The 26034-nt window shown below is 57.3% G+C and carries 23 protein-coding genes and 1 tRNA gene; 8 read left to right on the plus strand and 16 right to left on the minus strand.

The features are described 5' to 3' along the window. Positions 1–543: 543 nt before the first annotated feature. Positions 544–774 carry a hypothetical protein gene (locus tag FDQ92_RS02180; RefSeq protein ID WP_137423077.1) on the plus strand — a complete coding sequence of 77 codons (231 nt, stop codon included), beginning with the start codon at positions 544–546 and terminating at the stop codon, positions 772–774. 147 nt (positions 775–921) lie between these two features. On the opposite strand, the gene FDQ92_RS02185 is transcribed toward FDQ92_RS02180, so the two are convergent. Both FDQ92_RS02185 and FDQ92_RS02190 read right to left on the minus strand, forming a co-directional pair. After that, a complete protein-coding gene (locus FDQ92_RS02185) occupies positions 922–2214 on the minus strand; it encodes a M14 family zinc carboxypeptidase (protein ID WP_137423078.1) in 1293 nt (430 codons plus the stop codon). 191 nt (positions 2215–2405) lie between these two features. Then, positions 2406–4022: an IS1634 family transposase gene (locus tag FDQ92_RS02190; protein ID WP_137423079.1), complete on the minus strand. Its 1617-nt coding sequence runs from the start codon at positions 4020–4022 to the stop codon at positions 2406–2408. 705 nt (positions 4023–4727) lie between these two features. On the opposite strand from FDQ92_RS02190, the gene FDQ92_RS02195 reads away from it, so the two are divergent. The 4 genes from FDQ92_RS02195 (at position 4728) to FDQ92_RS02210 (ending at position 8635) form a co-directional block, all read left to right on the plus strand. Then, positions 4728–4982: a hypothetical protein gene (locus tag FDQ92_RS02195; RefSeq protein ID WP_137423080.1), complete on the plus strand. Its 255-nt coding sequence runs from the start codon at positions 4728–4730 to the stop codon at positions 4980–4982. After that, on the plus strand, positions 4979–5212 hold the full coding sequence (locus FDQ92_RS02200; protein ID WP_137423081.1) for a hypothetical protein: 234 nt from the start codon (positions 4979–4981) through the stop codon (positions 5210–5212). Before FDQ92_RS02195 ends, FDQ92_RS02200 begins: the two co-directional genes overlap by 4 nt. A 16-nt stretch (positions 5213–5228) precedes the next feature. Beyond that, positions 5229–7541, plus strand: coding sequence for a molybdopterin-containing oxidoreductase family protein (locus FDQ92_RS02205; protein ID WP_137423082.1), 2313 nt, complete (start codon positions 5229–5231; stop codon positions 7539–7541). A 77-nt stretch (positions 7542–7618) separates the two neighbouring features. Continuing rightward, the gene (locus FDQ92_RS02210; RefSeq protein WP_137423083.1) at positions 7619–8635 is read left to right on the plus strand and encodes a transglutaminase-like domain-containing protein; all 1017 of its coding nucleotides are present in this window, start codon (positions 7619–7621) and stop codon (positions 8633–8635) included. 275 nt (positions 8636–8910) lie between these two features. Here the strand turns inward: FDQ92_RS02210 and FDQ92_RS02215 are convergent, their stop codons facing one another. After that, positions 8911–10260, minus strand: a complete 1350-nt coding sequence (locus FDQ92_RS02215) for a transposase (RefSeq protein WP_137423084.1) — start codon at positions 10258–10260, stop codon at positions 8911–8913. Positions 10261–10829: 569 nt separating this feature from the next. On the opposite strand from FDQ92_RS02215, the gene FDQ92_RS02220 reads away from it, so the two are divergent. After that, a complete protein-coding gene (locus tag FDQ92_RS02220; RefSeq protein ID WP_137423085.1) occupies positions 10830–12005 on the plus strand; it encodes a M20 metallopeptidase family protein in 1176 nt (391 codons plus the stop codon). 16 nt (positions 12006–12021) lie between these two features. On the opposite strand, the gene FDQ92_RS02225 is transcribed toward FDQ92_RS02220, so the two are convergent. The 3 genes from FDQ92_RS02225 to selB all read right to left on the minus strand — a co-directional run bounded on the left by FDQ92_RS02225 (position 12022) and on the right by selB (position 14899). Further along, a complete protein-coding gene (locus FDQ92_RS02225; RefSeq protein ID WP_137423086.1) occupies positions 12022–12495 on the minus strand; it encodes a DUF1285 domain-containing protein in 474 nt (157 codons plus the stop codon). 41 nt (positions 12496–12536) lie between these two features. After that, positions 12537–12827: a Dabb family protein gene (locus FDQ92_RS02230; protein WP_137423087.1), complete on the minus strand. Its 291-nt coding sequence runs from the start codon at positions 12825–12827 to the stop codon at positions 12537–12539. A gap of 149 nt (positions 12828–12976) precedes the next feature. Next, a complete protein-coding gene (gene selB / locus FDQ92_RS02235) occupies positions 12977–14899 on the minus strand; it encodes a selenocysteine-specific translation elongation factor (RefSeq protein WP_137423088.1) in 1923 nt (640 codons plus the stop codon). A 204-nt stretch (positions 14900–15103) separates the two neighbouring features. Here selB and FDQ92_RS02240 point away from each other — a divergent pair, with 204 nt between their 5' ends. Further along, positions 15104–15454 (plus strand): ComEA family DNA-binding protein, encoded by a 351-nt coding sequence (locus FDQ92_RS02240; RefSeq protein ID WP_137423089.1) that lies wholly within the window; start codon positions 15104–15106, stop codon positions 15452–15454. Between the two features lie 46 nt (positions 15455–15500). On the opposite strand, the gene rfbC is transcribed toward FDQ92_RS02240, so the two are convergent. The 5 genes from rfbC to FDQ92_RS02265 all read right to left on the minus strand — a co-directional run bounded on the left by rfbC (position 15501) and on the right by FDQ92_RS02265 (position 19754). Then, positions 15501–16055 carry a dTDP-4-dehydrorhamnose 3,5-epimerase gene (gene rfbC / locus FDQ92_RS02245; protein ID WP_137423090.1) on the minus strand — a complete coding sequence of 185 codons (555 nt, stop codon included), beginning with the start codon at positions 16053–16055 and terminating at the stop codon, positions 15501–15503. 107 nt (positions 16056–16162) lie between these two features. Beyond that, positions 16163–17044, minus strand: a complete 882-nt coding sequence (rfbA, locus tag FDQ92_RS02250; RefSeq protein ID WP_137423091.1) for a glucose-1-phosphate thymidylyltransferase RfbA — start codon at positions 17042–17044, stop codon at positions 16163–16165. Between the two features lie 62 nt (positions 17045–17106). Next, positions 17107–18075 carry a dTDP-4-dehydrorhamnose reductase gene (gene rfbD, locus FDQ92_RS02255; RefSeq protein WP_425457257.1) on the minus strand — a complete coding sequence of 323 codons (969 nt, stop codon included), beginning with the start codon at positions 18073–18075 and terminating at the stop codon, positions 17107–17109. Between the two features lie 22 nt (positions 18076–18097). After that, a complete protein-coding gene (rfbB, locus tag FDQ92_RS02260) occupies positions 18098–19183 on the minus strand; it encodes a dTDP-glucose 4,6-dehydratase (RefSeq protein WP_137423093.1) in 1086 nt (361 codons plus the stop codon). A gap of 494 nt (positions 19184–19677) precedes the next feature. Then, a tRNA-Pro gene (locus tag FDQ92_RS02265) sits at positions 19678–19754 on the minus strand. A 286-nt stretch (positions 19755–20040) separates the two neighbouring features. Here FDQ92_RS02265 and FDQ92_RS02270 point away from each other — a divergent pair. Next, positions 20041–20466: a hypothetical protein gene (locus FDQ92_RS02270; protein WP_137423094.1), complete on the plus strand. Its 426-nt coding sequence runs from the start codon at positions 20041–20043 to the stop codon at positions 20464–20466. 343 nt (positions 20467–20809) lie between these two features. On the opposite strand, the gene FDQ92_RS02275 is transcribed toward FDQ92_RS02270, so the two are convergent. From FDQ92_RS02275 to pilM, 5 genes are all read right to left on the minus strand, one after another. Next, the gene (locus FDQ92_RS02275; RefSeq protein WP_246041803.1) at positions 20810–21490 is read right to left on the minus strand and encodes a L,D-transpeptidase family protein; all 681 of its coding nucleotides are present in this window, start codon (positions 21488–21490) and stop codon (positions 20810–20812) included. 40 nt (positions 21491–21530) lie between these two features. Then, on the minus strand, positions 21531–23489 hold the full coding sequence (locus FDQ92_RS02280) for a type IV pilus secretin PilQ (protein ID WP_137423095.1): 1959 nt from the start codon (positions 23487–23489) through the stop codon (positions 21531–21533). 72 nt (positions 23490–23561) lie between these two features. Then, complete coding sequence (locus FDQ92_RS02285) at positions 23562–24179, minus strand: type IV pilus inner membrane component PilO (RefSeq protein ID WP_170180136.1); 618 nt, start codon at positions 24177–24179, stop codon at positions 23562–23564. Positions 24180–24281: 102 nt separating this feature from the next. After that, on the minus strand, positions 24282–24935 hold the full coding sequence (locus FDQ92_RS02290) for a PilN domain-containing protein (protein ID WP_137423097.1): 654 nt from the start codon (positions 24933–24935) through the stop codon (positions 24282–24284). Next, positions 24932–25987: a type IV pilus assembly protein PilM gene (gene pilM, locus FDQ92_RS02295; RefSeq protein WP_137423098.1), complete on the minus strand. Its 1056-nt coding sequence runs from the start codon at positions 25985–25987 to the stop codon at positions 24932–24934. The genes FDQ92_RS02290 and pilM overlap by 4 nt, the downstream gene beginning before the upstream one ends. Positions 25988–26034 lie beyond the last annotated feature (47 nt).

Raw genomic sequence — 26034 nt, forward strand, 5'->3', positions numbered from 1 at the left:
CGACGGCGTCACCATCGACTCCGTCCTACGACATGTGACCATCCTCCAGAGGCGTTGCAAACATTAGCGCACCTCTTTTGAATGTGGCAGGCCCGCCTTCGGGCCGATGGCTGGGGGAGGCGTTCGAATTCAGGCCCGGAGAGCGATCGACATGAAAAGGGCTGCACCTTTGTCATGCCCTCACGGGCGCACTAGGAGCGGCCCCCCGGCCGCGATGGGGGTCGCCGGTAAGGCGGCTCCTACAAGAGAGCCCACGTACACACATGGATGTTTCGCCTCCCTGTAAAGGGTTTGAACGATTGCACGGTCTTCGATAGATCTCGCCTGCTCGCTATCAAGTGAATGTGGTTCTCCATGATCATATAAGCACACAGCCGCATGGCCCTGTCCCCCCTGCAGTGCTGAGGGGAGCTGGCCAGGATCTCGAAGTGGTCTTTGTAGGTGAAAGTCGGGATCCACGCTACGATAGTCGATGTGACAAAGTAGGGGTGTTCAGATCCTTTGTTATGGATTTTATAGCAGCTTCGGATGGGTCACCGCCTCATGGAAATCGAAGCTGGAGCTTCTACCCTGTTGTGTTCCCAAGCTGGAGCTAGGGAACAAGAAGAAAATCGTCACCCTCCTTATCTCCGAACCGCCCCGCCGCCTGCCGATTTCGGCGATTTCGTCGTAGATGGTGGCCATATTGTTGATGTTCGACTTGATCTTCTCCAGGGGCCGCTTTTGAAACTTCTCGGTCTTGTACACAGCGCAGAACGTACACTTGTTCCATGAACAGTTTTGCGGGTAATGCACAGCAGTAAGGAATTGCTCCCACCTTTACTGGGCGCCCTCCTGTACACACCTGTTTTAAAGGAATATTCTGAACATACCTGTAGCATGGTCCATTCTCCTGTGTATCTGTCAGCAAAGGGTCGCGTCTCATGCCGCATCATGGGTAACACGCAGCGTAACCGTTCCCGCCTGGTGCATGCATATCGGGATCATCACATACAGCGAACACGTGTCCGCGAAGGTCTCAAACTCCGAGCCCTTTCCGTCAATCAGGACTTTTCGGATATTTTTCTGGCGCATGCGCAGGCAGAGATGAAAGTCCAGCGGCAGCTTATCGCCGATATACCTGACCTCGGCTATTGTGGTCTCCGCATCCGGCATCTCCCGCTTGAGGACATCGAAATAGAAGCGTTCCGGCCAGAGCTTTTCCCGGGACACCCGCCGCTGTCCAGGTGTGTTCCCCATCGGGCGCACAGAGATCCGAAAGTCTCCGCACAAAAGATTCGTCGGATATCCGGGATCCTTTTCCCAAGGAAAGCGACTGTTCCCCATCTCCAGCAGGGCCTGGCATGGAATCATGCCGCTCTCGCCCAGTCCCTGCTCCGGACGTATGGACCAGTGATTGGTTTCCATCCCGAATACTAGGGTGTGCCAGCGCAGGTAGGCCGGTCCGCAGGTGTAGTTCGTATACCCGGGCGGATACTCGGACATAGCATACTGCTCATAAGGATTTTGCATGTGCAGCAAAAAGACCTTTTCCTTGAGATAGCTGTGGGGCAGCCTGCCATCCGGAGCTCCGAAATAATAGGCGCTGAGATCCTCCAGGCTGTGGATCTCATAAGGCCAGCCGTTTTCCTCGGCCCGCTTTCGCATCTGCTGAGCCACATAGTGATGGATCTGCTCATCCATCCCCCATTTGGTGGTATTGGCCGGAATGATGACCTCCATATCCCCCTGATCATACTTTGAGCCGTCAGTCTTCCCTAGGCTGTGGTAATCTATCATCATGTCTGGAACATACTCCGAACAAAGAGCACCAAAGACACGTTTCTCCAGATCTGTGATGCCATACATTGAGGAGTTGAAGGCGTCTTCGGCAGCCCCTTCCGGATTCAGCATGGGCACAACAACGACCGTCTGCCGTTTTCTGACCTCTCTAGCTGCATCACTTGCCAGATAATGCAGGATCTCAGGTCCCACGACCCTGGTTCCCCGCTCATGGCCGTGTCTGCCTAAGGTGATGACCGCGACCTGTTTATCCTTGTCTGGAACAGACCTGTCTGTAACCACAATCGCCGGGATATCCCAAGTCCCGCTTTCTGACCGCCCCAGACTCTTCTTTTGAGCAATCTGTGAGTTCTTCTGCACATATTCGTCCAACCAGGAATATAACTCCTGCACGCCCTGCTCACCCATCGGCATGTAGTCGAAAACCGGCATACTGCATCTCCTTTCTGTTTCTGGACAGGATTAGTTCACAGCACAAGCCGTGCAAGCCATCCGTCACAGCCGTGTTCTTCGCACCTTCGTTTGTAGGTCATACTTATCTTTGACAGTGGCAAAACACTATATCAGTAATGTCAATGACATACGACCCCATTGGAAGTTGTTGGCACTACGCTCCGTTCCGTCTAGGAGAGTACCCGGATGGTGGGAGGGATGGCAACTCCCACGGCCCTGAAGACGCTGCTGCACGTGCCCAGACATTGGGACCGCAGAGCGAAGCGCTTGCCGTTCTCCTCGATGACGATTTCCTGGAGGGCACTCAGATCTTGCTTGATATCAGACCAGTCAAAGGCGTGCCCCGCCTGGTCCAGACGCCGGTAGAGCTCCTTTCGAAGTATCAGCGCCAGGAAAGAGCAGAACACATGTCCCCGGACATCACGTTGATGGAAAACGGGCCGCGTCTCAAAGGTCGACTTGAGGTCTCTGAAGGAGTGCTCTACCTGCCAGAGTTCCTTGTACTTAAGGGCCACCCGATCCGAAGACCAGCTGGTGTTGGTGATGAGGACCCACTTCCCATCGAACCTCTCCTCCTCCTTGACCTTGTCGAGATCGATATGGATGCTGTCCTTGTCCACCTTGAGGAACTTGCGATACCCCTCGTTGCCGACAAGCGCCTTGGGGCCTTTGCGGATCTGTTCCCTGAGCGAGTCGATGATCTTGTCACGGTCGGCTTTGTCCTTCTCGGCCTGCTTGGGATTCAGACAAACGATGTAGCGCTTGTCCCGCACCATGACCTCCTTGACCTTGAGGGGAGAGCACCCTTCACACTTGACCTCCTTGTAGCGGCCGGCTCGGGCAAGTACTTCGGCGGTGATCTCCTTGACCTTCCGCATCCGGGTCCCAAGGATGTAAGCTATCTTCCTTCCTTCAAGTTCTCGGATCGTCTCGCTGCTGACCATGCCACGGTCGGCCACGATGCAGAACCTCCCCACCCCAAAACGCTTGCGAATGCGATCCGTCACGGGAACCAGAGTCTTGACGTCCGTGGAGTCGCCCGGCCACATCTCACAGCAAAGAGGCCTGCCGTTCTGGTCCAGGACGGCTCCCACCACCATTTGCTTGAGCTCGGGACGGTGATCCTTGCTGAACCCTCTCCTGCCAAGGCTTTCACCTCCTTCGCCATGGAAGTAAACGGAAGTGGTGTCGAAAAACACCAGGTCCAGCTCGGCAAACAGGTGGCGCCGGCCCGCGAACATTTTCTCCTCGATGACATCCTTGACACATCGCGGAGAAGACAGGGTGGCATGTTCCTGATCGTCCAGCACTTCGCCCAGAAACGCCATCGCCCGGTAGAACTGATGCAGAGCGAGGTCTTCGGTTCCCTTGACCACGAGATCGCGGCGCCACTTGTCGCAGAAGCGGTCCGATCCGCTGATCAGTATCCTGTGCAACACGGTGAGGAAGATGGCTCGTTCCACATCGAACAGGAAAGCCCGGTTATGGAGCAGGTCTCTGATCACCTGTTGAACTCCCAACTCACACCAGAGCCGTTCAAAGATGATCGCGGGGCCGATCGTCTTTGCCTCACACTGGACATCGCTCTTCTCGGAAAGGACCAGCAAAGCTTTCTCGCTGAAACGCGAAAGAGAGCGGATGAGGGTCTCGACCTCGCCTTTGGCACTCAGTTTGTCCATACGCCCAACGGTTGCAATCACGCGCTGGGTGACTTTGGAGTCAACCCTCTGGTTTTCAACGATTTGCAGGTAGTCATACTTACCGGACTTCTTGATGCGAGCGAACATGCGAGCCTCCTCTTAGGACACTCGCAAATTAGCTAACGCAGGAACACATTGCAAGGGTAGAACGATCATTCTATGCCACTATAGAATGAGGCATTTTCCAGACATGCCCTAGCATCCATGTGGGTTTGCGGGATGTGACCAGGTGGTCACTGTAAAACTTGAGCCAGACCAAACGGGACCTTTGGGAGAGAGGATCCGGGCCATGTTCTGGGACTTCCGCCTGGAGTCCATCCGGATGCTCTACGAGGCCCTTCTTTACGGATACAAAAGGCTGACCCCGATCATCGCCTATAACACCTCGTAGGGCGGAGAAAGGCATTACCCCATGCAGAACCTGAGCCTTTCACCCGAAAAACCGACGCGGAGGTGCGCCTTCAAACCGGGCATCTGAGCCCCTCACGCTCCAGGTGGCATCCCTCAACGGGACGTTTGGACCCTCGATCACCCCAAACGGCCCGCTGAACACTCGAAGACTCTCCTTTCACGCCCGCTTTTCACCCAAGGACTATCCGCTCCGGGTATTGCTACTTCCTGGTGCTGGGGTATCGACAAAACCGATTTCAATTCCCACTCGTATCGAAATTATCAACTGGACAGGGATGATAGCCGACAGTAGAAGACCTACTCCAGGCTACGCGGTAACCGGATCGCGCCTGATTCGGCATGTAGGTCGGGCGGCAGAACCTGAGCGAAGAGGGTTGGGCCATGAATTTCATTTTCACCTGCTCGGAAACGGGCAAAATTTTCGAGACGCCGGATTTCACCATCACCGAAAACCGAGGGGTAGTGATCGACGCCGACGGCTGGCGGCGCCTGGAAGCGCGGGTGACCCTGGACGGCCCCTGCCCCTATTGCGGGCAACGGCACACATACCTGGATGACGAGATGATCTGCCCCTTCGAAGCGGTACTGGCTCCGGTGGAACGAAGGTGTGATGTTTCAGAAGAGGAAAATTCATGACGGACGAAAAACGGCACCTTCGGCTGACCACCACCTACAGGGGCAAGCCCCATGTCATCCAAGACCAAGCAGAGCTCAGGGTGGTCAAAATTCGGTTGTCACAGATGGTCAATTTTCGGTTGTCACTACGACGGGTGCTCGATTTTTCCAGCAAGGTAATGGATTCAACCCAACTACCCGTAGCATTAAAGATTTCGATCACCGCTACCGGCTGTTTCGGTAATTACTAAGGAGGTATCATTTATAATGGACAGAAGAACATTTATTAAGGTAAACTTACAAATGGCTGCCGCTACCGGAATATTTCCAGTTCTATCCTATGCAGAATCAAGGCGACTTGCACCAAATGAAAAGCAAACAAAACAATATGTGACAGGGTGTATGTGGTGCCAGAACGGGTGCAGCATGATCGCTCACATCAACAACGGCAAACTAGTTCACTTGACCGGTAACCCGGAAGATTCTGTGACAAAAGGAAAAATCTGCATCAAGCCTTTCGGCAGTATGGAACTTTTAAACAGCCCGCATCGTATGGTTCAGCCCTTAAAACGAACCAGTGGATATGGTTCTTCAGCGCAATTTTCAAAAATCAGCTGGGAACAGGCGTTGGACGAAATAGCAGAGAAACTGATCAGCCTTCGACAAAACTTCGGTGGTGAATCATTGGGGATTTGGGCATCTGGGCGTAGCGCATCCGACGGACGAAAATTGAATAGTGCATTTGCAAAACTGTATGGTACACCTAATTATGAAAAGACGGGTCCGTTTTGCAACTATTCAGGCAAACCCGCAGGAGAATCCGTCGTCGGAACAAGGCATACACCATGGACATATAGTGATGACGATTTTTTTAATGCCGGTCTCTATATTTTTGTCGGGAGTAATTTTGCTGCAACACGTCCGGTTGCATATTCTCTTTTGAGAGAAAGAAAAAAGTTGGGGAAATGCACCATTTGTGTCATTGACCCCAGAAAATCCCAGACTGCGGAAGAGGCGGATCTCTGGTTACCCATCAAGCCCGGTTCGGACTTGGCCCTGGCACTGTGTATGATCCACACTATCATTTCAGCGGATCTTGCTGATTACGAATTTATTAACGCCCACACTATTGGGTTTGAGACTCTAAAGACTGAGATCATGGACGGCCAATATACCCTTGCCTGGGGAGCAAAGGTGACCGGGCTTGAAAAAGAGCGCATAAGAAAGCTAGCGTCCACCTATGCGAAAACCCGAAAAGCCATCATTATCGGAAATGCAGGGCTGAGCCATCATACAAATGCTGTTCAAACCCATAGAGCATTCTATTATCTTGCCGCTATCACCGGGCACTACGGTGATAAATCAATGGGCTATGCCTGTCTGAACAATGGTGGCATCTCTACTGGTAGCCTTCCTTTACCTAAGGAAAAAATACCTGAACAAAAAATGGAGTTGTCCAAAAATCCTGTCGGGTGGCTTGATTCCATTGAAAATCCCAATTATCCATACACGTTACAGGCACTGATTTCCACCGGCAGTCCGCTGACACAATGGCCCGACCAGGCAAAACTTCGCAGGCTGATCCCAAAATTGAAATTGAGCGTATACAACGGCCTGACCCGAAATATTAATGCACGTTATTTTGATTACATTCTTCCTGCAGCCATCTGGATAGAAGCCGGTGGTCTCGCCCCGGTTTCAGATGACAGCCGTTTTGTATGGGTACCGAAACTCATTGAAGCGCCGGGAATGGCAAAACCGGACAGGTGGTGGTGGGTTGAACTGGCCAAACGCATGGGCTGGGGAGACATTTTTACGGATACATTAAAAGACCCTGTAAAATTACAGAACCTCGCTGGAGGTGCAAATGGTTACACAGTGGAGCGTTTCACTGCCAAAAAGGATAATTCCTTACGCGCACCTATAAAGATTGTCAACGAAACGGTAAAAGAAAGAGAGACGCTCTTTCTTGACAAAAGGTTTGCAACCAATAGCAAAAAAATTGAATTGTGGACACAGGAACTTGAAGATAAGTTCTCCTCATACGGCCTTAGCGCTGTTCCCAGGTATTATACTGATCCTGATATTGCCAGACCCGGTGAGACCACAATCAAATATGATACTGCCAAGTTAATTCCTTCGGCATTCCAGAAAAATAAAACCTATACCAATAGAGTTGAACTGATCAAAAAGGATACATCAGAGGACCAGTATTCTTTCTACCTGATCACCGGTAGACCTTCAAGCGCCATCATGGGACACACATCCCACTGGATCAAAAGGCTTGACAAGGAATGCCCGGATCAATTCTGCGCCATTCACACAGAGCCTGCAAAGAAACTGGGCATAAAGGATAATGATATGGTCAGTATTCAATCCGCTTTTGGTGAAATCCAGGCAAAAGCCATGGTAACCTCCTATATCCGTGAAGACACCATTTTTATCCCTTACTCTTTTGGCAGATACAGCCCCTATCACGCCTGGGAATCTGTCAACTTTCTCACTAATGCCGAGGCCCGGTGCCCTGTTTCAGGGCAAGTCGCATTCAAAGGAATGACAGTAGCCGTTAAAAAGGCATAATCCATGATGAATCTAAACTTTTTAAAGTTGATTACGCTTTTTGAAAATATATTAATTCTAAACAAAGGGGGGCATAAATGAAAAAAACACTTTTTCTTATCACTATGATAGCAGTAGTATGCATTGTGGGCCGCTATTCATGGGCAGAATCAGCACAAGGAACCATCTCAATGGATTTTGACCTGTCAGATCATTGCACAAATGAAGTGGTAAAATTATGGATACCCTACCCAATCTCCAATGAGAACCAAACTATTACGAAAGTGCAGGTGAGTGGTAACTACAAAACGTCTGCAGTATATACGGATAACAAATTTCAGACCCCTATGCTGTTTGCCAAGTGGGAGAAAGGCGCTTCCTCTAGAATCCTCCATTTCAGCTTTCATGTGGTCCGGAAGGAAGTAATTAAAAATAATTTCCCAAGCAATGAAGCAGCCTGGTCACCGGCTGATTATGCCGAATATCTGGCACCTAGCACTTGGGGACATTGTAACGATGATGTTAAAAAGTTGGCCGAAAAAATAACAAATGGCAAGAAATCAGTCCTTGCCAAAGCAAAGGCTATTTATGACTGGACATGTGAAAACACTTACAGGGATCCGAAAACACGCGGTTGTGGCTCAGGCAATGTGTGCGAGCTGCTTAAAGATCCGGGCGGAAAGTGTGTTGATATATCTTCTGTTTTCGTTGCTCTTGCCAGAGCGTCAGGTGTTCCTTCAAGAGAAGTGTTCGGTATCCGCCTGGGTAAGGAGCCAGTTGTCGATATTACCGGGTGGCAGCATTGCTGGGCGGAATTCTTTTTGCCGGGATACGGCTGGGTACCCGTGGATCCAGCAGACGTTCGTAAGATGATGCTCAAGCATGATCTCAAACTTGGTGATGCCAAGATCAATGAGTACCGCAGCTACTTCTGGGGCGGTCTTGACCCTTATAGGGTTAAACTTGCCCAAGGACGGAATCTTATTCTCAATCCTCCACAGAAGGGTGGACAAATAAATTACTTGATGTACCCTTTTGCTCAGGTTGGCGACAAGACGCTGGACTGGCTTGATCCTGATACTTTTAAATATACTATTGCTTACAAACATAACTAGGCTGTGTCTGCACAGCAATTTCCGGAGCATCTGTAACTGCTTGACTCAAGCTCAGCAATTCCCGGAGCGGATGGTCCTTGGGTGAAAAGCGGGCGTGAAAGCAGAGTCTTCGAGTGTTCAGCGGGCCGTTTGGGGTGATCGAGGGTCCGAACGTCCCGCTGAGGGATGCCACCCGGAGCGTGAGGGGCTCAGATGCCCGGTTTGAAGTCGCACCTCCGCGTCGGTTTTTCGGGTGAAAGGCTCAGGTTCTGCATGGGGTAATTCCTTTCTCCGCCCTACGAGGTGTTATAGGCGATGATCGGGGTCAGCCTTTTGTATCCGTAAAGAAGGGCCTCGTAGAGCATCCGGATGGACTCCAGGCGGAAGTCCCAGAACATGGCCCGGATCCTCTCCCAGAGGTCCCGTTTGGTTTGGAGCTTTCGCCATACGGCCTGAAACAGCGGGCAACACAGTTGGAGGCTCTGGTCCACGCAGAAGGCCAACATCATGAGGGTGACGAAGACGGCGCTAAGGTGTTTTCGGCCCAGGCCGTAGTTGTGTTCGAGGTGGTAGCCCTGGTTTTTCAAGGTGTTGAAGGTTTCGTTTTCGATGGGCCGGCGTGCCCGGCCGATCCGCATCAAGGTAACGGCGTTTTCCCGGCGGATGAGGATATCGGTGACCCAGGAAAACCGCAGCAGCCCCTTGGGAGTCACCTGCCAGTACTCGAGGAGGTTCACTCGTAGGTCGGGATGGGACTTGTTGAGGGGAAGGTCGTTCACGAAGCGGAAGTAATGGAGGGTTTCGGGGTTGTCTTCCGCTGCGTGCCAGAACTCCACAGCCCGGCCCTCGGCGATGGCCTCGTCGGCCTTTTCGAAGAGGAAGGTGTGATCGCCGGGTTTAACCCCAAGCACGAAGCGGCAGTCGAAGCGCTTGAGGGTTTCAATGTGGGGAGCGTTGGGACTGAGGGCATCTTCGGTCACGATGAGCTTGATATGGGGGTGGTCGGTTCTCAGGTTCTCGATACAACGGCCGGCGGCGTTGCGTTCGCAGTCGTTTTTGGTGTCACCGTCCTCTCTCTGGATCACTTCCGGGGGAAAGGGGATCACGGCCTTGTGGTCCGGGTGGACGAGGGCGGCTCCCATCATTTGGAGGGAATAGGTGGTCTTGCCGGTGCGAGAGGTTTTTCGAAGGCAGGCGTCGGAAAAGACCTTTTCCGACGAAAAATAGCCCGTGCCGTCCAGGGCCAGGATGTAGTGGCCGTCCAGCACGGTCATCTGAGCCAGCGCCTTGCCGCGCTGAAGCCGTGAGAAGATCTCGCCGAAGGCGGGTCGGAACACATAGGGCGAAACCTCATCGAGAATCTCCCGCATGGTGCTGTCGGCAGGGATCTTCTCGATGTGGTAGAGCGCGTGCAGGTTGTGATCCCGAGCCGACCAGCGTTTCTCAAAGGCCAGAAGAGAGGGATCCTTCAAAGAAAACATGGCGAAGGCGCTCATGGCCGCATCCGCAAAGGAGATCTGCGGCCTGCCTTTGCGGGGATCGGGGATCTTTTCGAACTCACGGCGCACCGCCCTCACCAGGGCATCTGCATTCAGATGCTTGCGAAGTCGGATCTTGGAGGAAGGAGCGTCTTTGCTGGGCTTCATGGCAAAATAGCCTACCAGAGACGCGGGCGGCTGTCCAGCATGAAACAGCAAAATAGTCGAAAAAATTCACCTCCGAAACCCCCTTCGGAGCCCGAAATCACCCCCTGGGTTCGCGAAAACCAAATCCTTCAATCCCCGGTTTTCAAGGCTTTACATGGGCTCCGGAAATTGCTGCCCTCCCCTTGTGGGAGGAGACTAAGGGGGGGAGGGGGGAGAGGGGGATTTTTTGAGCTTCGTTAACTTTTTTGCTTAAGGTCTACACTTTAGAATGCTACCAATAAATTACCAGATGTGACGAAGTAGGGGTAGTCGGGCCCTTTGTTATGGATTTTGTAGCGGGTTCGCATGGGTCGCGGCATCAGGGGAACAGAAGCTGGAGCTTCTGCACAGTTGTGTTCCCAAGCTGGAGCTTGGGAACAAGGGGAAAGGGGAAGCTGGAGCTTGGGAACAAGGGGAAGCCGTGAAGGTTCACCCTGCCGCGGAGGGACCGATCTCAGGCCCGACAGCGACGAAACCCGATCCCGCTGGTCGGCCCGCTCCACGAAAACGCCCCCTAGGTGAGGTGAAGCATGAGACGCTCGATCGAAACGCCTTTTCACGACTGGCTGGTGGAACTTCGCCGCTTCTTTCATCAACATCCCGAACTCTCCTACCAGGAAGAAAAGACGGCGGCCCGCATCCGCTCCGAACTGGCGGCCCTGCGTGTCCCCTTCGAAAGCGGAATCGCAGAAACCGGCGTGGTGGCCCGGCTGCGGGCGCCTCGGCCGGGCCCCGTCGTGGCTTTTCGAGCGGACATGGACGGACTTCCTTTGGAGGAAGCCAACGACGTGCCTTACCGCTCGCTTCATCCCGGCCGGATGCACGCCTGCGGCCATGACGGCCATGTGACCATCGCCCTGGGGGTCGTGAGAAGCCTCGTGGAATGCGGCTGGTATCGGGAGGGCGCAGGGGAAGTGATCGTGATCTTCCAGCCGGCCGAGGAAGGCGGCGCGGGAGCGAAGGCCATGCTGGAAACGGGTTGTTTCGACGGCGACATGGTCCGTGCCGTCTTTGCCGGGCACATGCATCCGGATCTTCCCGTCGGGGAAGTCGCCGTGGCCGAAGAAGTGAGTAACGCCGCATCGGACATGCTCACCCTGCGCATCCGTGGAAAAGGCGGCCACGGCGCGCATCCGCACAACTGCGTCGACCCCATCGTAGCCGCCGCGCAGCTGGTGGCGCAGCTTCAGACCATCGTGAGCCGTGAACTCCCGCCCCTGGAAAACGCCGTCCTCACCATCGGCCAGTTTCACGCGGGAACCGCATCCAACATCATTCCAGAAGAAGCGTTCCTGGAAGGCACCCTGCGGACACTCGATAGGGAACGCAGATCCCGAATCATCGAGCGCATCCGGGAAATGCTCCGGGGGCTCGAAATCAGTCACCGGGTCGAGGCGGCATTCGAAGTGAGCCACGGTTACCCCGTACTTCGAAACGACCCGGCGCTGGTGAAACGGACGCTGGAGTGGGCTCGCGATGTACTGGGGCCCGAGGCGGTACACGTCGAACCCCCGAGAATGGGATCCGAGGATTTCGCCTATTTCGCAGAAAGGTGGCCGGCGGTACTCATCCGATTCGGGTGCCACGACCCGGAGGAAGGCTACCGAGCCGGGCTCCATTCCCCTCATTTCGACTTCGACGAACGGGTCCTGGACGTGGGAACGATACTGTCTACGGAACTGATACTTCGCGCCCTGTCGGACTGATGGGGACACATCCGGATCAGAGCGCGCGAATGGGATAGCGTCGGCCGCCTAAAACGATGTAGAACCCGTCCTGGTCGAGATCGATATAGCGGGCCAATTCGTAATAGGCCACTTTACCAAAACGGGCCAAGAGGCGCTTCCGCGTGACCCGGCAATAGAGGGCCCGTTCCCCGCGGACCCGAAGCGTTTCGGGATCCAGTGGTTCCCTTCGTCCGTCCTCCAGTTCGATTTCCACCTCCTGAAGCATCCCGTCGGCGGTGGTCCTCGGGTGGATGTACCGCACCCAAAGCGGTGCGTCCGCTGTTCGGACCGGGTGCACTTCGCCTTCGCACTTAATGAAATAGCCCCCGTCCTTTTCAAAAAGCGACCGACTCAGGAGGCGGAAGAGTTCCGGATCCTCGACCGGGTTTCCCTCGCAGAACCACTTCCCGTATTCGTCGATGAAATAATCGTAAACGTGCCTCTGGTGTTGCGGTCCGGATGGATTCATGGGATTACCTGCAACCGAAGGAGATTGCGTTCCCCCGCCGTTCAGAACGTAAAATCTACAACGATGATCTGATCGCACAGGGACGTCAACTTCCCCAAAATCGCCTGGTGGTCCGGATGCTCCTGGTACCGCTCGAGCGCCTCCAGGTCGGAGAAGCTGGAAACCAGGCCGAAATCGAACGAACGTTCCGAATGGACCACGTCCCGCCCGAAATCGTAGCTGAGAATCTCGGGGATGGCCCCCGGAAGTGCATCCAGGCTCCGCTCCACATCGTCCACCTGGTCTTCCGTCACCTCGGGCTTGAACTTTATGAGCACCACATGCTTGATCATAGTTTCGCTCCTTGCCGTGTGTCTCTTCAGCTCATCCACCCCGCATTCCCCGGCGGACCGAATCCGTCCGACGCCGTGAAGGAATGGCGACAGGCCGCCCGTCGCGGCATGCCTTTGTCCATCTGTGCCCGCGCTGGGCCTTCGGTCCGTCACGCGGTGGTTTCGCGGAGCCTTCGGACGTCCTTTACCCGGATGGTCACCCTCTGGGCGTCGAAATATTCCGAAAGCGGGATCGTGTATTTTCGGCTGGCCTGGGTCATCTCCTTGAACTGCGGCGTGGTGATCTCACCGTGTTCTTTCAGGAACGCGATGAGGCGGTTTCGGAGGTCATCGATGGCGGCGGTGTGGAAGTAGAGGTCTTCCTTCACCTTCACCAAAATGTCCTGGGAGAGCATCCATTCGAGCACATCGGCGTGCTGACGGCTGTTTCCGGGAAGGCTTTCGGCGATCTCCTTGAAAAACGGCGGCTGAAGCCCCGCTTCCGCGTAGATCGCCTCAATCTTGCGCCGTACCACCTGCTCTTCTTCCGTGAGGTCCACCTTATGGGTGCTCAGGCGCACCCACTCCTTTTCCAGCACGATCCGCCCTTCATCGGCTGTCTGCCGGAGGGCGTAGTTGTAGACCCGGGAATCGATCGGACGGGGAAGCTGGGCGGCCAGTTCCTCCTTGGCCATCCCCGCCTTCAGCGGAAACTGCCGGTGATAGGCGGCGAGGAGTTCCAGGACGGCCGCCTGGATTTCCGACAGGGCGCCGGGATCCAGGAAGCGCCGGTTGTCCTTGTCGTAAAGGAGGACCTGCTTCTGACTCACCAATTGCTGCAGGATGTTCTGGAACGCCTTTCCGGAAATGTTCGCGCGGATCGCCAGTTCATTTTCCGATACCCCCGCCCACGCCGCATCCCGCACGTGCCACAGCACGATGTCTCGATCCTCTCCGGACTGCAGAACCTGCAACGCCTGCGCGGCCTGCCGCTTTTCCCTGCCCTTGTGTTTTTTCGGCACGGGATGGAGGATGGATCCGCCGCCGACTGTCATTACCGGCGAATAAGACCGCAGAACGAACCGGTCGCCGCGCAGCACCGCCAAGGGGCGGTCAAGTCGCACCTGTGCGAAGGCCCGTTCGCCGGGAACCAGTTCCTGGCGGTCGAGCAGCACCAGGGTGGCCAGGTTTTCGGTTGTTCCCGTGTGGAAGCGGAATTTCTGGCGGTTCTTGACCGGCCGGGGCGCGCTGGAAAGGATCTCCAGGTCCACATCCAGCATGTGGCTCGAAAGCAGCGAATCGGGAGTCGCCGCCACATCGCCGCGCTCGATGGCTTCGCGATCCACCCCCTGCAGGTTGATGGCCGTCCGCTGCCCGGGCAGCACCTCCTGGACTTCTCGGTTGTGGACCTGAAGGCCCCGGACCTTGGTCTTTCGCCCCGAAGGATAAACCATCACGGGGTCCCCGACCTTCAGCCGGCCGGAGATACTGGTTCCGGTCACCACGGTTCCAAAACCGCGCATGCTGAACACTCGGTCGATGGGGAGCCGAAAAGGTCCCGCGGTGCTCCGAGGTTCCACTCCGGCCACCAGGTCGAAAAGCGTCTGCCGCAACGCATCGATACCTTCGCCCGTCGTCGCCGAAACCTGCACGATGGGACTTCCCTCGAGGAAGGTTCCCTGAAGGAAATCCCGGATGTCCTCCTGGACCATCTCCACCCATTCGGAATCGTCCACCAGGTCGATCTTGGTGAGCACAACCAGTCCCTTCTTGACCCGAAGCAACTGGCAGATTTCCAGGTGTTCCCGGGTCTGAGGCATGACGCCTTCGTCGGCGGCGATCACCAAGGCCACCACATCGATGCCGGTCGCTCCCGCCACCATGTGCTTCACGAACCGCTCGTGGCCCGGAACATCCACGATCCCCAAGATATCGCCGTTTGGAAGCTCCAGGTGCGCGAAGCCCAGCTCGATGGTGATCCCCCGGAGTTTCTCTTCCTTCAGCCGGTCGGTGTCGATGCCGGTGAGCGCCCGAATGAGCGACGTCTTTCCGTGATCGATGTGACCCGCGGTCCCCAGCACCACTTGTTTCATCGGTTCGACCTTCTTTTCTTCACCGGACGAGGCGGCCGGAAGCGCCGCCGAAATAGTGCCACAAGGAAATGCCGGATTCAATCGGCCCATCGAAATTTCACTCAAGTTTTGTGCTTGGCGCTACGATTAGTCTTGTCAACGAGACCACCATTCACCCTATCGACCCAAAGAGGCGGGCCCTTCGGTGCTTCAAGGAGGGTCATTATGAAATCATCAGCAAAGAGGATGCTTTTCCCGGTTGTTATGATCGTTTCTCTTTTCGCATTCACGTTCGCTGTCGTGACGGTGCCGCAGCCGGCGTCCGCGGCGGCCGAGGGCGTGACGGCGCCCCAGCCGGAATCCGCAGCGGCCGAGGGCAAGAGTCTCATCAACATCAATAGCGCATCGGCCGAAGAGCTCCAGGAACTACCGGGAATCGGTCCCGCCATTGCCGCAAAGATCGTGGAATATCGAACGGCAAACGGTCCTTTTCAAAGCCTCGATGATTTGAAGAACGTGCAGGGCATCGGCGACAAGAAGTTCGATGCGATCAAGGCCATGATCACCATCGAATAACCGGCCCGGAGCCCGCCTCTTTGGGAACCTTCAACAGCCCACCTCGTCAGGAAATGTCGGTGAAGGCATCTGCATCGCGGAGAGCCGGAGCCTTTCGATCCTTTTCCGAAAGGACCGGTGGGCCGGAAAGGGGCCACGCGATCCCCAGGTCCGGATCGTCCCACCTCACGCAGCGCTCCCACTGCGGTGCATAGTAATCCGTGGCCTTGTAGAGGAATTCCGCCACCTCGGAAAGCACCAAGAACCCGTGCGCAAAACCCTCGGGAATCCACAACTGCCGCCGGTTTTCCTCGGAGAGAACGGTTCCCGTCCACCGGCCGAAGGTGGGCGACTGCTTTCGGAGATCCACCGCCACGTCAAAGACTTCCCCGACCACCACGCGTACCAGCTTGCCTTGAGGCCGGCGAATCTGGTAGTGCAGTCCCCGCAGCACGCCTTTCACGGACCGCGAGTGGTTGTCCTGGACGAAATGCGTGTTGAGTCCCGTCAGGCGCCGCCATTCCTTTTCGTTGTAGCTTTCGAAAAAGAAGCCCCGCTGATCGGAAAAAACCCGCGGCTCCACGATCAGAACATCCGGGATCGGTGTGGAAACGATTTTCATGCGCCTCTCATCTCGAAGCGTTCGACCCGTCCTCGAAAAGCAACCGGGCGGCACGGCCCCGCCATTCGCCCGGCCCGACCATTCACCCGCCGCCTTACGGCCGGTGCCTAACCCTTCTCTTCAAGGATTCGCACCAGGTAGTCCCGGTAGGTCGATTTTGGGGTTTCGGCCACGATCCGCTCGAACTGCTCCGCGTCGATGTAACCCAGGTTGAAGGCCAGTTCTTCCAGACAGGCGATCTTAAGGCCCTGGCGCATTTCAAGAGTCCCGATGAAGTGGCTGGCTTCCAGCAGGCTCTCGTGAGTTCCGGTGTCGAGCCAGGCGATGCCGCGACCGAGGCGTTCCACCCGGAGCCGGCCTCTTCTAAGGTATTCCAGGTTCACGTCGGTGATTTCCAGTTCGCCCCGTGCGGAGGGTTTCATCGCGCGCGTGATCGCCACCACGTCGTCATCGTAGACATAAAGGCCAGGAACGGCGTACCGGCTCCTGGGGCGCGCCGGTTTCTCCTCGATGCTGAGCACGCATCCCGTTTCGTCGAATTCCACCACGCCGTAGCGTTCGGGATCGTTCACGGGGTAGCCGAAAATGAGGGCACCCCCCGAAAACTCCCGGCAGATCCGGTTGAGCCCCATTCGACCGTAGAAAATGTTATCGCCCAGGATCAGGCAAACCGCCTCGCCGTCGATAAATGCTTCGCCAATGAGAAACGCCTGCGCGATGCCCCCCGGTTCGGGCTGCACCCGGTAGCTAAGGCGGATGCCCCAACGGCTCCCGTCGCCGAGCAGGTTCTCGAAGCGTGGCGTGTCCGCCGGCGTCGAAATCACGAGCACATCGCGGATGCCCGCCATCATGAGGACGGAGAGCGGGTAGTAGATCATCGGCTTGTCGTAAACGGGAAGAAGCTGCTTGCTCCCGACCAGGGTGAGCGGATGCAGCCGGGTGCCGGCCCCTCCCGCCAACAGAATGCCCTTTCGAACCCCATGGTTCATTCCGTCCTCTCCTGCAATGTTCCGGCGCCGGCTTCCGCGACACGCCGCACGCAGCCGCCGCCTCACCCGGAAGCACCGCCTCCGAACCGGGACTCGAGATATCGCGCGAGGGCTTCCCGCCAGTCCGGCACGCTTTTTCCGGTCACGGTCCGGAACTTGTCCGTCGAAAGCACCGAATAGGCCGGGCGCCTCGCCGGAAGAGGATAGTCCTCCGTCCGGATGGGCCGGATCTTCCGCGCCTTTACCGGCAGGCCCAGCCGGACCAGTTCGTGGGCGATCCGTTCCGCCAATTCATACCGGCTGCAGGCACCCCGGTCGGCGAAATGATAGATCCCATGGACGGCCGCTCCATCTTTCCCCTCACCGCCCCGGGATCCAAGCCGCCGGGCGTCCCCGTCCAACCGGACGAGATCGAAGATGGCTTCCGCCAGATCCTCGGTATATGTCGGAGACCCCACCTGGTCGGACACAACGCTCAAAACCTCTCGATCCAGGAGCAGCCGGACCATGGTGTCCACGAAATTTCGGCCCCACGGACCGTAGAGCCAACTGGTCCGGACGATGAAATACCGCTTGATGCCGCTTGCCGCAACGCGTTCTTCCCCCAAAAGCTTCGAGCGTCCGTAGGCCGAAAGTGGATTCGGCGGATCGCTTTCCACGTAAGGCGTTTTCTTGTTTCCGTCGAAAACGAAATCGGTGGACACATGGACCAGGAGGGCTCCGGCGGCGAGGCACCATGCAGCCAGGTTCCCCGGCGCCATTCCGTTCACGGATTCGGCCGTCTGGGGCGTCCGTTCGCATCCGTCCACGTCGGTGACCGCTCCGCAGTTGATCACCACTCCGGGGCTGAGCTGATCCAGCACCTCCGCGGTCTTCGAGGGGTCCGAAATGTCGGCCTGCGCTTTCGTCAGGGCCAGAACGTCGAATGCCGGGGGAGCCTTCTGGACCACCATCTTCCCAAGCATCCCGCCCGCCCCCAAAACGGCGATCCTTCTTCGAGAATCAACGCCTCTTTTTTCCGCTTCCGACAACGTCCCGAACCTTCCACTCCCTTCAGCCTTCGAAACGCCAGCCGTACATCCGGTCGTAGTCATCCCGGTAAGTCCCGTCCACGATCCGTTGAAGCCAGGCCCGGTTTTGCAAGTACCAGTCCACTGTGGAACGAAGACCGTCTTCAAAGCTGAACCTGGGCGCCCAACCCAGCTCCCGCATAACCTTCCCGGCGTCGATGGCGTAGCGCCGGTCGTGCCCCGGTCGATCCTTGACGAAGCGGATGAGCGACCGCCGGGGCCGCACAGCGTCCAGCGGACCGAGCTTTTCGTCCAGAATGTCGCAGATCGCCTCAACGATTTCGATGTTGCGCCTTTCGTTGTTTCCGCCGATGTTGTAAGTCTCACCCGGGCGGCCTTTGGCGAGGACCGCGAGTAACGCCTCGCAATGATCCTGGACATGAATCCAGTCGCGGATGTTGTTCCCGTCCCCGTAAACCGGAAGATCGCGACCCTCCAGAGCGTTGATGATCATGAGCGGGATGAGCTTTTCCGGAAACTGGTAAGGGCCGTAATTGTTGGAGCAGTTGGTGATAACGGTCGGCAGCCCATAGGTGTGGTGATAGGCGCTCACCAAGTGGTCGGAAGCGGCCTTGCTGGCCGAATAAGGTGAACGGGGATCGTAGGGCGTGTTTTCGGTGAAAAACCCGTCGGGGCCGAGCGAGCCGTAGACCTCGTCGGTACTCACGTGAAGGAAGACCGGGTTTTCCGGACGCCGCTTCCGGGCGGCTTCGATCCAGCTTTTCCGCGCCGCTTCGAGCAGCACGTAGGTCCCGAAGATGTTGGTCCGGATGAACGCCTCGGGCCCTTCGATGCTTCGATCCACGTGGGATTCGGCCGCAAAGTGGATCACCGTGTCCACACCCTCGTCGCCGAAAAGCCGGCCGACCGTCTCAGCGTCGCAGATGTCGCCTCGGACGAATCGGTATCGCGGGTGCCCATTCAGGTCGCTCACATTTTCCAGGTTGCCGGCGTAGGTGAGTTTGTCCAGGTTGATGATGCGGCTTGCGGCCAGCCGCTCCAGCGCGGCCCGCACGAAGTTGCTTCCGATGAAGCCACATCCCCCGGTGACGAGAATGGTGCGTTTCACAGCGTATCCTGCTCTTTCGGACGATTCCAGGTTTCAGCACGGGCCGCTCGACCCATCGGTACGCAAGTCGCCGGGGCCGTCACTCCAGCGCCGCGCGCGATTATAGACCGGTCCCCGCCTCGAAACAAGACGCGAAAACCGCCCCCGGCGCTTCCTCAGTACAGTGTTCTCAAGCTCCAGCATCCCCTCCCCCTTGTTCCCAAGCTCCAGCTTGGGAACACAACGGTGCAGAAGCTCCAGCTTCGATTCCCATGAGGCCGTGACCCATGCGAACCCACTGCAAGATCCATAACAAAGGACCCGAACACCCCTGCTTCGTCGCATCCACTGTTGTAGCGTGGATCCCGCTCTTCACCCAAAAAGACCACTTCGAGATTTCGGCTGGCTGACTTCAGTGAGGCGAAGCTGGAGCTTCGCGGGCAGGCCGTTCCCAAGCCGGAACTTGGGAACGAGGGGAAGACCGCCGGAATTCGGCGGCCCAGGTGGCATTTTTTTGGTCGGGACGACTGGATTCGAACCAGCGACCTCTGCGTCCCGAACGCAGCGCTCTACCAGGCTGAGCCACGTCCCGACCATTGCCGGCCCTTCTAGCAAAAAACCTTCGCTCTGTCCAGTCTTTTGCCGTGCTCGCTGAGGCGCTCCCGGGCCGAGTCAGCGCCCGTGACGCCCGCAGGCGGCGGAGAACACCGCCTGACCGCACGATGGCGGCGTCCACCGCCTTCAGGGAATCCCTAAGCCCCTGGGGTGCTGCGGCTTGGACCGGGCACTTGCGTCCAGTTTCCCCTTGCCCCCGGTGCGGCGTTTTTGTAGACGATGAACCGTTTTACTTTTCAACCTCTCCCATGGAGACGGCACAAATGGAGAGACGGAATCGATTGTTGGGAAGCGTTGCCTTAGCGAACGGCTTGGTCGCCCATTTCTACGACCGATCGCGAAAGGTCGCCGGTGATAGGTGGCAGGTGGAACTCGCCATCGAAATCCCTATCGACGCCCATGGGTATGAACCACCCAGCGAGGAGTCTTCCAAAGAATATCGCGCCTTTCTGGAAGAAAGCGGAGGGCGCCTCGTCTTTCGGCAATCCAAGGTGAGAAATTTCGTCGCCGAAGACCAGGTGGAGCCTCTTCTGGAAACCTTGAAAAGGGAATTCCTCGATTCCAACCGGGCGTACTTGAATCACCCGCGGTTCGCGGCGCTTTTTCTGAAGCAGGAATTCACAAAGTGGAAGGAACGGAAGGACCTGGAAGCCAGGCGTGCGGCACTGCACCGCGGCGCCGAGCCATGAAGGACGAAGGGGACTTCATGACCGGCAGATGAAGGAAAGAGGCTGTCTAAAAATACCCTTCACCCTTCTGGGGATTGAGGGTCCGTTTTCTCGCGTACGGGCAGTTCGCGAACTGCGCTTAAGGAGCGGCTCATGCTCTGTAGGAGCCGGCTTGCCGGCGATCCGCATCGCGGCCAAGGCCGCTCCTACAGGACCAAAGCTACGACAAGATTATTGGGCAGTTAGGGCGATCCGCATCGCGGCCAAGGCCGCTCCTACAGGAATAAGGAACCTCAGCGCCTAAGAATAGCATATGAGCTTGTTTTGGACAGGCTCAAATCCCTTCATGCCCGTCAGACTCCGGTCAGGGCCGCACAACAACCCGGGTCCCGATGTGAGCAACCTGGTAAAGCTCTTCCATGTCGCTGTCATACAAGGCGACACAACCGTCGGTCCAGTCCACGTGGGCTCCGCCGCCGTGGATAAAGATTTCCCCTCCAAGGGCCGTGTCCCAAGGGGGCCGCGAGGACCTTTCGAGGGCCAGAATGATATCGCGGTACTCGTCGGGGGAAATCATGCCCGCCATGAAAGCCCTCTCCGCGTGTTTGCGGGTGGGATAGGAAAGCCCCAGGGATCGGAAGAACTTGCTGCCGCCGTTTTTAAGGCAGACGTAGAATTCACCCTCCGGCGTTCTGCCGTCGCCTTCCCTTTCCTTGTCTCCGACCGTGTTGGGACCCAGCCCCACCGGGTATTCTCGAACCAGAACCCCTCCCTCCAGCACGTAAAGGCGGCGTTTTCCCTTGTAAATGTAGAGCTCCGGTGACCGGATGGACTCGGTCGGCCGGAGATAATCCACTCGGATCACGTAGTGATCGATGGGCGGGGATGCGTCCGCCGGAACCCCCACCGCCCCGGCGGCCTTGCTGCGCCCCTGGGCCGAATCCGTTGCCGGATTGGGGTTCTGAACCGAACAGGAACCCACCAGAAGCAGTCCCGCCGACACCCAAAGCCCCAGCCGCATGATGGCTCTCAACCCCCCAAACATGATCCATTCATCTCCTTGCGCATGGGTCCGCAGCTTCCGCTCAATAACCCGAAGTCATGAAATCCGAATCGCTCCCAGGCCGCCCGCCACCTGTCATTCGGCCCGAGATGTCCACGACCTTAGGATTGATGAAAATGAGGAGTTCGTTCTTTTCCAGTCGGCTCGTATTGGACTTGAACAGCCTTCCCAGCAACGGCACCTTGTGGATTCCGGGGGTTCGGCTTTCCGTCTCGCTGTCCGATTCTTCGATGATGCCCCCGATCACCACCGTGTGTCCGTCTTCCACCAGCAGTTCCGTGTCGATCTTCCGCGTATCGATGGCCGGAGGCTGCCCCGGAATCACCTGCACGAAATTGGGCTGTTCTTTCTTGGCCTGGAGTTCAAGCCGGACGCGCCCGTCGGGGGTGACGTGCGGTGTCACTTGCAGCTCGAGGGTGGCGTCCTTGAATTCCGTGGAAATTCCGTCTTCGCTTTGCTCCTGGTAGGGGATCTGCGTTCCCTGCGAGATGGTCGCCTTCACGTGGTCCATGGTGAGCACCCGCGGTGCCGAAATGACCTTGCCTTTGCCCGCCTGTTCGGTGGCGGCCAGCCTGAGGTCCAGGTTCCAGATCGTGGCCCCGAGCCGTTTCAACTTAAAATCGATCATGGAAGACCCTTCGGTCGGCGGATGGTTGATCGCAAACCCCCCGCTCCAGGGATGCTGCCCTCCGTCATGGGAAATGTCGAGGCCCCAGTCGATGCCCAATTCCTTGCTCGCCGTGGTGGAAAGCTGAACGATTCTCGCTTCGATCAAGACCTGCAGCGTGGGGCGGTCGAGCCGCTCAAGTAGAGAGCGGGCCTCGGCGATCCTTCCCGGATAATCGGTGTAGATGAGCAGGCTGGTTCGCTGATCCACGGCGATCTTTCCATCCTCGCTTTTCGTCTCGCTGATCTTCGCCGCGATCTCGGAGGGCTCCGCATAGTTGACCTGCAGGTATTCGGTGGTGATTTCGCCCAGATCCCTTTTGGCCCGAAGCAGTTCCTGTCGGGTCTTGATCCGTTCTTCCCGTTCTTTCCACTGCTGCTTCAATTTCTCTTGGCTTGCGACTCGAATGACCCCGCCGATCTCTTCCTTCCCCAGTCCGTTGATCATGAGCACCATGTCGAGCACCTGGTCCCAAGGCACGGCTTCCACCTTGAGGGTCACTCGGCCCACCACGTCCGGTTCCACCACGATGTTCATCCCGCTGATATCCGCGAGCAGCCGGAGGACGTTTTCTATGTCCGCGTCCTGCAGGTCCAGGCTGATGGGTTTACCCCGATAGGCTTCCTTGTAACCCAAGATATCCGCATCGCTGACCGCCATGGACGACGTAGTTCCGTAACGTTCATACGTCGCCGGCGCATTCGAAACCGCCGCGCGCCCGCCGGAACCCGACGCCCCCGGCGATCCGTCCACCCGCCCTTCGGCTCCTTTCCGGGGCGCAGGCGCTGCTTCCGGCGGCGACTCATGGTACCCGCGTCGGCCTGGATAGACGGAAATCACCAGGACATGGCCCTCACTGTGTGCTTCCAGTTGCTGGAGCGTTTCGTTCGCGGTGGCGCTCAACACCGCACGGTCTCCCTCGAGTCCTTCCAGGAAAAGACCCGCCAGCCGCTTCGAAGGCGTGGGGATGGAAGCCTTGACCGCATCGGCTCTCACCCCTTCCAGCGTCAAGACAAAGGACCGGGCACCGTCCCGTTCCACCTGATACTTGGAAAACGCCCCGTCGCCCAGCACCCGGATCTCGGTCCGATCGTCAAAATCGGAGGCCTGAACCCCAAGGATCTTCACCGCCCGTCCCGGTTCGTTCACCGCCGCCGCAGAAACCTCAGAGGACTGGGTACTCCCGACGGCGAGTGCACTTCCCGCTCCCACATCCCTCGGTGTTCCGGCACATCCACAGAGCTGGAGCAGCGCACAGCCGACCAATACCCCCCACAGGACCACACGTTCCGGGCGAAGGCCTTTTCCATGCATCGACAAACCTGCCTTTCGGCTGACTTAGAAATGATGCTGAACGATGACCGGCAAATGTCAGGTTCCTTCGGATTATCTCTTCTTGTTGGGGGCCGCAGGTTTCGGCCGCTCTTGTTCTTCCAGAAATCGAAAGGTCTTCAGCACGCAGTTGACCTGCAGCGAGGAATCGTCCCGGCGGTTGAGCGTCAGCGTATCGACCTGAATGATGCGATCGAGCCGGCTGATCTTGTCGAGGAAGGTCGCCAGCTGGTGAAATCCGCCGGCAAGGTCCAGGCGGATGGGGATCGTTGCGTGGAACTGGTGGGTCTGTTCCGCCTGAGGCTGGAACAGGATATTCTCCAGTCCATCCTGAGCTCCGATCCGGGAAACCGTCTCCAGCAGTTCGGGAATCTCTTTCCGATCCGGCAGAAGTACCAGGAGCTGCTCGAATTCTTCCTGGGATTTCTTGACCTCCGCTTCAAACACCTTCACCTCTTGAGCGATCCGTTGCAACGCGGCCAGCCGCCTTTCGTGCTCATGGATACCGGCCGTCAGCCGTCGGAGCGTCTGAGCTTGGGGCTTGTACTTGAAAAAATAGAACGCTCCCGCCAGCACCCCCACCATGACGACAAACACCAGGATCCTTTGAAGGTTCGTCAGTTCCGAAAGTCTACCTTCAACGGCCGCTATGGGATTCACCTTAAATTCCATGCTTTGTACCGTTCTCCGGGACATCCCGGCCGCACCGTGCGGCCGCTGCTTTCCACCTGGAAGAGACTCCGTTGACCCTCGCCTGCGCAGGGCTCCACCCTGTCATCCGCCGGCAGGGCTCGAACCCGGACCCGGTTTTCCTTCCCCGTGCTCCGGTTCGGCGGCGGAACCCTGCGGCAAGGCCGAAAGCATCTTCTGCACGGCGGAATAGGGCAACACCTTGCAGCTCAACTGAAACTCCCGCAGTTTGCTGCCGCCCATGGAAGTCATCCGCGAATGCGCCAAGCTCACCGAGCCGCGTCCCACGAAAGGCGACGTTTCCAGATTGCGCATAAATTCGGCGATGGCCTCGTTGCTCACCGCCACCCCGCTGATGCTCACCTGCTCGCCGCTCTGACTGAATCGCTGAAACCACATGCGCTCCGGCGGGGTCATGAGGCTGAACAATGTCAGAGACCGCACCAGGTGATCCCGATCCCTTTGGAGCGAGCGGATCACTTCTTTCTTCTGCTCGATGATTTCCTTCTGCGCCTTCAGCTCTTTCAGCATGACTTCGTACTTGGCGAAGCGACCCACCTCTTCTTTCAGGCGGGCTTCCTTTCGCTGCAGATCCTGGATCCGGCCGTCCCGACTGATCCAAAGGAAACCCATCACACCCGCCGCCGCCAGCAGGCCGACCAGGTAAAAATAGACCCATTGTCGCGTCGTGGTCTTCCTGACCGGTTCACGGAAGGGTAAGAGATTGATCCGAATCATGGATTTTCGTCGCTCCTCAACCCCAGTCCCAGGCAGATGGCCATCTGAGGGCCGATATATTCCAGGTAAGCCGGGTCGAATTGATCGGCGTCGTAGTCCAGCCGCACCAACGGATTGAAGACTTCGGTCGGGACTTTCGTTTCCAGGCGGAGCACTTCGGGCAGCCCGGGAAGCCGCGCGGAACCCCCGCTCAAAAGGATCCTGTGGATGGCGAAATCGGGGTAGTTGGTGTAGTAGAAGTCCAGGGCCCGCCTGAGCCCGCCGGCCCAGCCGCGGACCGCTTCCACGAAGATTTTTTCCAGTTCTGCGGCCGCCGCCTCGCCCGCCTTCTCTCCAAGCTTCAACCGTTCCGCCTGGTCCCACGGCACCGACAGCCCCCTTGCGATGGACTCGGTGATCTCGTTACCCCCCATGGGCAGATCGCGGGTGAAAACGGGGGCGCCCCCCTGCAGCACCGTCATGCCGGTCTTGGAAGCACCGATGTCCACCAGGGCCACGTTTTCTTCCAAATTAACCCCGTAGGTCACCTCGAAGGCATTGCTCAGCGCAAAGAAGTCCACGTCGATAACCGCCGGCTCCAGCCCGGCGAGTCGTATGAGGCCCACATAATCGTTGACCGATTCCTTCTTGGCGGCCACCAGCAGCACGTCCATGGCGTTGGGTTTGTCCCGCGCCACGCCGAGGATCTCATAATCGACGTTGACCTCTTCCAGTTGATAAGGCACATATTGCCCCAACTGCTCCTTGAGACGGCTTTCCAGTTCCTGCTCGCTCATGGAGGGAAGTTCGATCTTTTTGATCATGACCTCGTAGCCGGCGATAGAGGACGCCACCCGCTTTTCCTTCGTCTTGAGGTGGCTGACCAGCTTGGCGGCGGTTTCGGCGACCCGTTCGGGCTGCTCCACACGGCCTTCAACCACGGCACCGGGCGGAAGAATGGCCAAGCCCAGGTTGACGAGTTTCCACCCGGTCTTGGCCCTTGTCAACTGGACGACCTTGACCGAATGGGAGCCGAGATCCAGTCCGACGATTCCGGTTTGCCTGCGCAGCATGATTGCGGCTTCGATCTCCAACGGAGTGAAAGAAGGGCTTCAACTTA

Source organism: Desulfoglaeba alkanexedens ALDC, assembly GCF_005377625.1.
Classification (GTDB): domain Bacteria; phylum Desulfobacterota; class Syntrophobacteria; order Syntrophobacterales; family DSM-9756; genus Desulfoglaeba; species Desulfoglaeba alkanexedens.